This window comes from Streptomyces glaucescens, from assembly GCF_002154375.1.
GTDB lineage: Bacteria > Actinomycetota > Actinomycetes > Streptomycetales > Streptomycetaceae > Streptomyces > Streptomyces glaucescens.
This window is the reverse complement of the sequence record NZ_MUND01000487.1, coordinates 1-6,934: the sequence shown is the minus strand read 5'-3', so window position 1 is coordinate 6,934 and position 6,934 is coordinate 1. Positions and strand designations below refer to the sequence as shown.

The 6,934-nt window shown below is 73.2% G+C and carries 4 protein-coding genes and 1 pseudogene; 3 read left to right on the top strand and 2 right to left on the bottom strand.

Annotated elements, in window-relative coordinates; translation table 11 throughout:
* Nucleotides 1-291: pseudogene (locus tag CCN42_RS28980) on the bottom strand (hypothetical protein); the annotation flags it as partial.
* Between the two features lie 125 nt (nt 292-416).
* Entirely contained in the window at nt 417-1,625 is a 1,209-nt protein-coding gene (locus CCN42_RS28975; RefSeq protein WP_086171076.1) for a nucleotide sugar dehydrogenase, read from the bottom strand.
* Between the two features lie 274 nt (nt 1,626-1,899).
* Between CCN42_RS28975 and CCN42_RS28970 the strand changes: the two genes are divergently transcribed.
* The 3 genes from CCN42_RS28970 to CCN42_RS28960 form a co-directional block, all read left to right on the top strand.
* Nucleotides 1,900-3,606, top strand: coding sequence for a glycerol-3-phosphate dehydrogenase/oxidase (locus CCN42_RS28970; protein ID WP_086740041.1), 1,707 nt, complete (start codon nt 1,900-1,902; stop codon nt 3,604-3,606).
* A 261-nt stretch (nt 3,607-3,867) separates the two neighbouring features.
* Nucleotides 3,868-5,922: a serine/threonine protein kinase gene (locus CCN42_RS28965; protein ID WP_086740039.1), complete on the top strand. Its 2,055-nt coding sequence runs from the start codon at nt 3,868-3,870 to the stop codon at nt 5,920-5,922.
* 176 nt (nt 5,923-6,098) lie between these two features.
* The coding region (locus CCN42_RS28960) for a protein kinase (protein ID WP_158102140.1) at nt 6,099-6,934 on the top strand (836 nt) is incomplete at its 3' end.

The following is a 6,934-nucleotide window of genomic DNA, read 5'->3' as shown; positions in this document are numbered from 1 at the left end:
GAGCGAGAGGACCGCGCTGATCACCGGCAGCACGGGATTCGAGCCGCCGATCCTGCCGGTCGCGAAGCCGACGAGGAAGCCGACGCCGACGGCCGCGTAGCCGATCTCGTACTCGGTGGCGCCGACGATCGCGCCGTACACGCCCGCGGTGACCAGAGCCACGACGACGGCCGTGACCACGCCGAGGACCACGTTGCCGCGGGGCGGGGCGACCGGGGCCGGGGGAACGGCACCCGGCTGCTGGGCGAACGGGTTGCCGTCGGTCGGCTGCGGCGGAAGTGACTGGGTCATGACAGGAATCCCCCCACGGGACAGGTGTTCGAGCGGAGTCCGCGCACGACTGTGCGACGAGGACGCCGAAGATTAACAGGCGCACCGATTCCGGCCACCCGGGATTTTCCCGCGCGGGCGGTGCCTCAGAGCCGGTGCGCGGCGCCCGTCGGGGTCGCTCCCCGGGTGTCCAGCAGCAGCTGTGCCTTCACGGACAGGCCCTGGAGGTCGTACGTCCGGTGCTGCTGGAGCAGGATCGTCAGGTCGGCGTCGGCGGCGGCCTCGTAGAGGGAGTCCGCGCGGGGCACCGGACGGTCCAGGACGCTCCAGGACGGCACATAGGGGTCGTGGTAGCTGAGGGACGCGCCCAGCTCCATCAGCCGCACCGCGATCTCCCGCGCGGGGGTGCCCTGCTGGTCGCCCAGGTCGGGCTTGTAGGCGACACCGAGCAGCAGCACGCGGGCGCCGCGCGCCGACTTGCCGTGCTCGTTGAGCAGCGCGGCGGCCCGCTGGACGACGTACCGGGGCATCTGGTCGTTGACCTGCCGGGCCAGTTCCACCATGCGCAGCCCGCGCCCCGCACGGCCGATGAGGTCCTGCGGGACGGCGTGGCCGCCGACACCGGGGCCGGGGCGGAAGGCCTGGAAGCCGAAGGGCTTGGTCTCCGCGCAGCGGATCACGTCCCACAGGTCGACGCCCAGGTCGTGGCAGAGCACGGCCATCTCGTTGACCAGGGCGATGTTCACGTGCCGGTAGTTGGTCTCCAGGAGCTGCACCGCCTCCGCCTCGCGGGTCCCGCGCGCGCGGACCACCTTGTCGGTGAGCCGGCCGTAGAAGGCTGCGGCCGACTCGGTGCAGGCGGGGGTGAGGCCGCCGATCACCTTGGGGGTGTTGGCCGGGGTGAAGGCGCGGTTGCCGGGGTCGACGCGGCTGGGGGAGTAGGCGAGGTGGAAGTCGCGTCCCGCGCGCAGACCCGAGCCCTCCTCCAGCAGCGGGCGCAGGAAGTCCTCCGTGGTGCCCGGGAGCACCGGTGACTCCAGGATGACCGTGGTGTGCGGGCGCAGCCGCGGGCCCAGGGTGCGCGCGGCCGTCTCCACCTGGCCGAGGTCGACCCCGCCGTCCGCGGCGCGCGGGGCGGGCGCGCAGATGACCGCGGTGCGCACCCGGCCCAGCTCGGCGGGGCCCACGGCGTGCCGGAAGCCCCCCGAGAGCATCCGGCGCAGTTCCGCGGGGCTGAGGGAGCCGGGCTCCGGACCCGTCTTGTAGCCGACGGTGGGGATGCCGGCGGCGACGGCGGCCTGGGCCAGCGGCAGGCCGAGCGGGCCGAGTCCGATGACGGCGAGATCTGCGGGCATGGCGTGGGCCGTCCTTCCCAATAACCGAAGCGGGACAGGTGCGCAAGCCGTGTGGACAGAACGAGCGAGCGCAATGTCAGACTAGGAGTAAATATGACCGATTTGTGGGATTGGGCGCCCGAGTTTCGGTGAGTGTTTCTGTGAGTGTTGTCCACAGGCTGGGGGCGAGTGGTGGCTGAAGTCGGGCATGCCGGTCAGAATTTGGGCAGAGGCATACCGAACCGGGCTCGCCCCACGGGTGCGGCCGACGCGACGCGATGAGCGGGAGGCAGCGGTGAGGACAGGGACCCTGGGGCCGGCGCAGCGCGCCGAGTCACTGGCAGCGATGGCCGAGCGCGAGCTGGACCTGCTGGTCGTGGGGGCCGGTGTGGTCGGCGCGGGCACCGCGCTGGACGCCGCCACCCGCGGACTGTCCACCGGTCTGGTGGAGGCGCGCGACTGGGCGTCGGGCACGTCGAGCCGGTCCAGCAAGCTGATCCACGGTGGGCTGCGCTACCTGGAGATGCTCGACTTCGCGCTCGTGCGCGAGGCGTTGAAGGAGCGTGGGCTGCTGCTGGAGCGGCTGGCCCCGCACCTGGTCAAACCGGTGCCGTTCCTCTATCCCCTCCAGCACAAGGGCTGGGAGCGGCTCTACGCAGGCTCCGGCGTCGCGCTCTACGACGCCATGTCGATGGCCCGCGGCCACGGCCGGGGGCTGCCCCTGCACCGGCATCTGAGCCGCCGTCACGCCCTGCGCGTGGCGCCCTGCCTGAAGAAGGACGCCCTCGTCGGCGCGCTGCAGTACTACGACGCCCAGATGGACGACGCCCGTTTCGTGGCCACCCTGGTGCGCACCGCCGTGGCGTACGGCGCGAAGGCCGCCAACCGCGCGCGGGTGACCGGCTTCCTGCGCGAGGGCGAACGGGTCGTCGGCGCGCGCGTGCAGGACGTCGAGGGCGGCGGGGAGTACGAGATCCGCGCCAAGCAGATCGTCAACGCCACCGGTGTCTGGACCGACGACACCCAGGCGATGGTGGGGGAGCGCGGCCGGTTCCACGTCCGCGCCTCCAAGGGCATCCACCTCGTCGTGCCCAAGGACCGCATCCACTCCACCACCGGGCTCATCCTGCGCACCGAGAAGTCCGTGCTCTTCGTCATCCCCTGGGGGCGGCACTGGATCGTCGGCACCACCGACACCGACTGGGACCTCGACAAGGCCCACCCCGCCGCCTCCAGCGCCGACATCGACTACCTGCTGGAGCACGTCAACTCGGTCCTCGCGGTGCCCCTCACCCGCGACGACGTGGAGGGGGTCTACGCGGGCCTGCGCCCGCTGCTGGCCGGCGAGTCCGACGCCACCAGCAAGCTCTCGCGGGAGCACACCGTCGCCCATCCGGTGCCGGGGCTGGTCGTGGTGGCGGGCGGCAAGTACACGACGTACCGGGTCATGGCCAAGGACGCGGTCGACGAGGCGGTGCACGGCCTGGACCTGAGGGTCGCCGAGTGCGTCACCGAGGACATCCCGCTGCTCGGCGCCGAGGGCTACCGCGCGCTGTGGAACGCGCGGGCGCGCATCGCCCAGCGCACCGGGCTTCATGTGGTGCGCGTGGAGCACCTGTTGAACCGGTACGGCTCTCTGGCCGAAGAGGTGTTCGACCTCATCGCGGCCGACTCCTCGCTGGGCGACCCGCTGCCCGGCGCCGAGGACTATCTGCGTGCCGAGATCGTCTACGCGGCCTCGCACGAGGGCGCCCGGCACCTCGACGACGTGCTGACCCGGCGCACCCGGATCTCCATCGAGACCTTCGACCGGGGCACCCGCTGCGCCCGCGAGGCCGCCGAGCTGATGGCCCCGGTCCTGGGCTGGGACGGTGACCAGGTCGAACGCGAGGTCCGGCACTACGAGAAGCGCGTGGAGGCCGAACGCGAGTCGCAGCGCCAGCCGGACGACCTCACGGCGGACGCGGCCCGATTGGGCGCGCCGGACATCGTTCCGCTGTAGGCGCCGGGCCCGCCCTCCGGCTCCGCCGCCCGCTCTGAGAACCCCTCAAATCCGTGCACTCCGGCCGTTTCACCGGAGTGCACCGTCTGTTTCACCCGAACGAGTGTCGCGAATCGGGATCTCTGTTCGGAACCGTCTCGTTCTACCGGTGCGGGGACAGAACCCCGCGACGCGCGGGGCGGGGAGCCACCCTGGGCGTCGGGCACTTGTCGGGTGAGGGACAATGGAGGCTCTGTCAGGGCGGGTTGCATGAGGGGACGCATGTCGGAGGCGGAGCGGGCGGGAACATCTCGTCAGGAGACTCGTCAGGACAACAGCGAGCGTCTCCTCGCCGGGCGGTACCGGCTGGGAGACGTGCTCGGCCGCGGCGGCATGGGCACGGTCTGGCGGGCCGTGGACGAGACCCTGAGCCGGACGGTCGCCGTCAAGGAGCTGCGGTTCCCGTCGAACATCGACGAGGAGGAGAAGCGCCGGCTGATCACGCGCACGCTGCGCGAGGCCAAGGCCATCGCGCGGATCCGCAACACCAGCGCGGTGACGGTCTACGACGTGGTCGACGAGGACGACCGCCCGTGGATCGTGATGGAACTGGTCGAGGGCAAGTCGCTCGCCGAGGTCATCCGCGAGGACGGCCTGCTGGAGCCCCGCCGCGCCGCCGAGGTCGGCCTCGCCATCCTCGACGTGCTGCGCTCCGCGCACCGCGAGGGCATCCTGCACCGCGACGTGAAGCCGTCCAACGTGCTGATCGCCGACGACGGCCGGGTCGTGCTCACCGACTTCGGCATCGCCCAGGTCGAGGGCGACCCGTCCATCACCTCCACCGGCATGCTCGTCGGCGCGCCTTCGTACATCTCCCCGGAGCGTGCCCGCGGCCACAAGCCCGGCCCCGCGGCCGACCTGTGGTCGCTCGGCGGCCTGCTCTACGCGGCGGTGGAAGGCACCCCGCCGTACGACAAGGGGTCCGCGATCGCCACGCTCACCGCGGTGATGACGGAGCCCCTGGAGGAGCCGAAGAACGCGGGACCGCTCCGGGACGTCATCTACGGCCTGCTCACCAAGGACCCCGCCCAGCGGCTCGACGACGCGGGCGCGCGGGCGATGCTCAAGGCCGTGATCAACGCCCCCGACCGGAAGCCGGCCGAGCCGGAGGGCCCGGCCGACGCCACCAAGGTCGTGCCGCTGCCGGCGCAGCCCGACGCCCCCGGGACCCCCGGGGGCAGGCGCGGCGAGGACGCGGCCGAGCGGCTGCGCGGCGCCCTGCGCTCCGCGCGCAAGGCCGCGGTCGCGGCGGGCACGGCGGCGACGGCCCGCGGCGGCTCCGGCACCGACCCGGCGGCCGGTTCCCCGGCGGGCACCCCGTCCGCCGGCCCGGCCACGGCGGTCCCCGCCTCGGCCGCGCACCGGACAACGGGCACCCCCGGCACGGCGAACGGCGCCGCGAACAGCGGTTCCGGCGGCCGCGGTTCCGGCTGGCCCGTGATGACCCCGCCGGACCTCCCCCCGCGGCCCGTGCCCCGGGCGCCGCTCACCGATGTGGTGCCCCGGCGGACCCTGATCGTCATCGCGGTCGCCGTGGTCGTCGCCGTGCTCGGCGTCGTGCTGGCCCTCACGCTCGGCGGTGACGAGGGCTCCGACCAGTCCCGCACGGGCGGCGACAAGGCGGCCACCGGGGCCGGCCGGGAGCCCGGCACCAAGAACGATCCGAGCGGCGGCGTGCGCACGGACGGCGCGGCGACCGGGTCGGCCGGCGCGACACCGGACGGCACGCCCAGCGCCCCGAAGACCGACGGCGCCACCGGCTCGGCCGCCTCCTCCGGCGGCCAGGACTCCGGCGAGGACACCGGCAAGGACTCCGGCGAGGACGCGGGCAAGGGCGACGGCACCGCCGCCGTGTCCACGCATCAGGGCGCGCAGGGTTACTCGATCGGCCTGCCCAAGGGGTGGAGGTACCAGTCGTCCGACGCGGCCGGCGACCGCTTCACCGGCCCAGACGGCCAGAAGCTGCTCATCGGCTGGACCACCACGCCCAAGAACGACCCGGTCGCGGACTGGAAGAACCAGGAGCGTTACATGGTGCGCTCGCAGTACGACCGGATCCGCATAGAGAAGGTGGGCTACCGCGGCTGGAACACCGCCGACTGGGAGTTCACCTACGTGGACGGCGGCACCAAGTACCGGACCGTCGACCGCGGTTTCGTCGTCGACGAGGATCAGGGCTACGCGCTGATGTACACGGCCAAGGCCGCCAAGTGGGGCAGCGAGACGCGCAGGATCACCTGGCAGACGCTGACGAAGACCTTCGAACCCAAGGCGTGACCGGCACCGCGGTCGGTTCGCGGATGTGATATCTCCCATCCGCTCGGTACGGGTTGACTCCGGCACGTATCGTGAGTGCTTGCGAACCGTGCGCATCCGGAACCGACGTGTCCGGATCGGTCATCACGGGAAGCCGGACGAACGGAACTGACAGCAGGGCGGCCGGGGGAGGCAACGTGGACGACTATGCGGGACGGGTCCTCGCCGACCGCTACCGCCTGCCGCTTCCGCCGGCCGACGCGTACGAACTCACCGAGACCCGGGCCTTCGACACCTACAGCGGACAGGAAGTCCTGGTCCGCCAAGTGCCGTTGCCCGAGGTCGTCGAAGCCGAGGTGCTGGACGCCGAGGGGCTGCCCGAAGGCTTCACGGCCCGCGACCGCGGGACCCGGCGGCCGGCCCCGGGACGCGTCGGCGCGGGTGCCGTGCGGCGGCCGGCGGATCCGGCGGTGCGGCGCGCGGTGGAGGCGGCGCAGGCCGCGGCCCGCATTCCCGACCATCCGCGGCTCGACCAGGTCTTCGACGTGTTCGCCGAGGACGGCTCGCTGTGGATAGTCAGCGAACTGGTGCCCTCGCGACCGCTGTCGGCGCTGCTCGCCGAGAAACCGCTGACGCCGTACCGGGCGGCCGAGGTCGCCTCCGACGTGCTCATGGCCCTGCGGGTGCTGCACGCCCACGGCTGGGTGCACCGCAACATCACCGCCCGCACGGTCCTCGTCTGCGACGACGGCCGGGTCATGCTGACCGGTCTCGCCGTCGGCGCGGCCGAGGAGGCACTGTGCGGGTACGACCCGGTGCCGCCCGAGGAGACCTCCGAGGACGACGGCCCGGCCGACGGGACCTGGAGCGGCGAGCACGGGCGCACCGGCGGCCCCGCGATCCCGGCGCCGGGCGGCGGCCCGAGCGGGCGCGAAGCGCTCCCCGGCCCGGCCGGCGGCTCACCCGGTGCCGACCCCGAGGCCGCGCGCCGGGCCGCGATCGAGGCACGGGCGGCCGGCCGGCTGCCCGGCGC

Coding starts and splice junctions, on each gene's coding strand:
- CCN42_RS28975 (WP_086171076.1), bottom strand. CDS start 1,625: ATGCCCGCAGATCTCGCCGTCATCGGACTCGGCCCGCTCGGCCTGCCG.
- CCN42_RS28965 (WP_086740039.1), top strand. CDS start 3,868: ATGTCGGAGGCGGAGCGGGCGGGAACATCTCGTCAGGAGACTCGTCAG.